This is a genomic window from Escherichia sp. S10b (assembly GCF_028421345.1).
Lineage (GTDB): Bacteria > Pseudomonadota > Gammaproteobacteria > Enterobacterales > Enterobacteriaceae > ECMA0423.
On the sequence record NZ_JAHZSO010000145.1, the window covers coordinates 1 to 874 of the forward strand.

At 54.3% G+C, this 874-nt stretch carries 2 protein-coding genes; both read right to left on the reverse strand.

The genetic code is table 11. The features are described from left to right. The coding region (locus FTE26_RS08895) for an ESPR-type extended signal peptide-containing protein (RefSeq protein ID WP_271098878.1) at positions 1 to 676 on the reverse strand (676 nt) is incomplete at its 3' end. Positions 677 to 686: 10 nt separating this feature from the next. Further along, a partial coding sequence (locus FTE26_RS08900) for a hypothetical protein (protein ID WP_050481483.1) occupies positions 687 to 874 on the reverse strand: 188 nt, incomplete at its 5' end.

The window sequence follows — 874 nt, forward strand, 5'->3', positions numbered from 1 at the left end:
CAGCCACAATCTGACGACCATTTTTATTGATGGTGGTACGTACGGCATTTCCGCGAACAAACTGCCCGGTATCACCATTTTCTGCATCCGGTCCCCCTTCTGCGCCGGTATTCACAACCGTGTCGGTTGCCACTGCGCCGGATTTGACGGCCTGCCAGCCCTTCTCATTAATGACGGTAACCGTTGCAATCCCGCCTTCATGTACCCACTGCTCACCGCCGTTCAGAGTGGTGTTCACTGCCTGCCCCTGAAGGCTCTGTCCGCCTCCGGCACTGATAACCGTGTCTGAAACGCTTCCTCCGGCATTCACTCTCTGAAGACCACCACCGGTGACAGTAGTGTTGTTGGCGATACCGCCATTTTGTATCCATTGTCCGCCGGTATTGGCCTCGTTATCCGGCCCATACTCCAGACCGGTACTGATGGTCATTCCGTTGGCCGTACCGAAGACAATCTGGTTGTCATGATTTGTCAGTGTTCCGCCGCTCACGGTTTCTCCCGCCTGTACGACCGTGTCAGCAGCCAGTACCGGGACTGACGTGACAGCAGCAAGAGACAGCGCAACCGCCACACCGGTGCGTTTTCCCCGTGAGCGCGCCAGTTCGGAAGCCACCACCAGGGTGCCCGTAATGTGATTCCATACCAGCCTGTAGCTGGTGTTCAGATGTCGTTTCATCAGCTTTTCCTTACAGAGGGTGAATAAAAAAGCCGGTACCCACAAATGTGGATACCGGCAGGTACAAAACAGCATGGTCAGATAAAGTGGTTTTTCCCGGACATAAATGCTTCCCCTCTCTCATCCGCCAGAGAAGTATCAGTCCGTTGTGTGCAATTCCGTTCTGCATGATGAAGAGATTCAGCTGCCTTTTCGCAG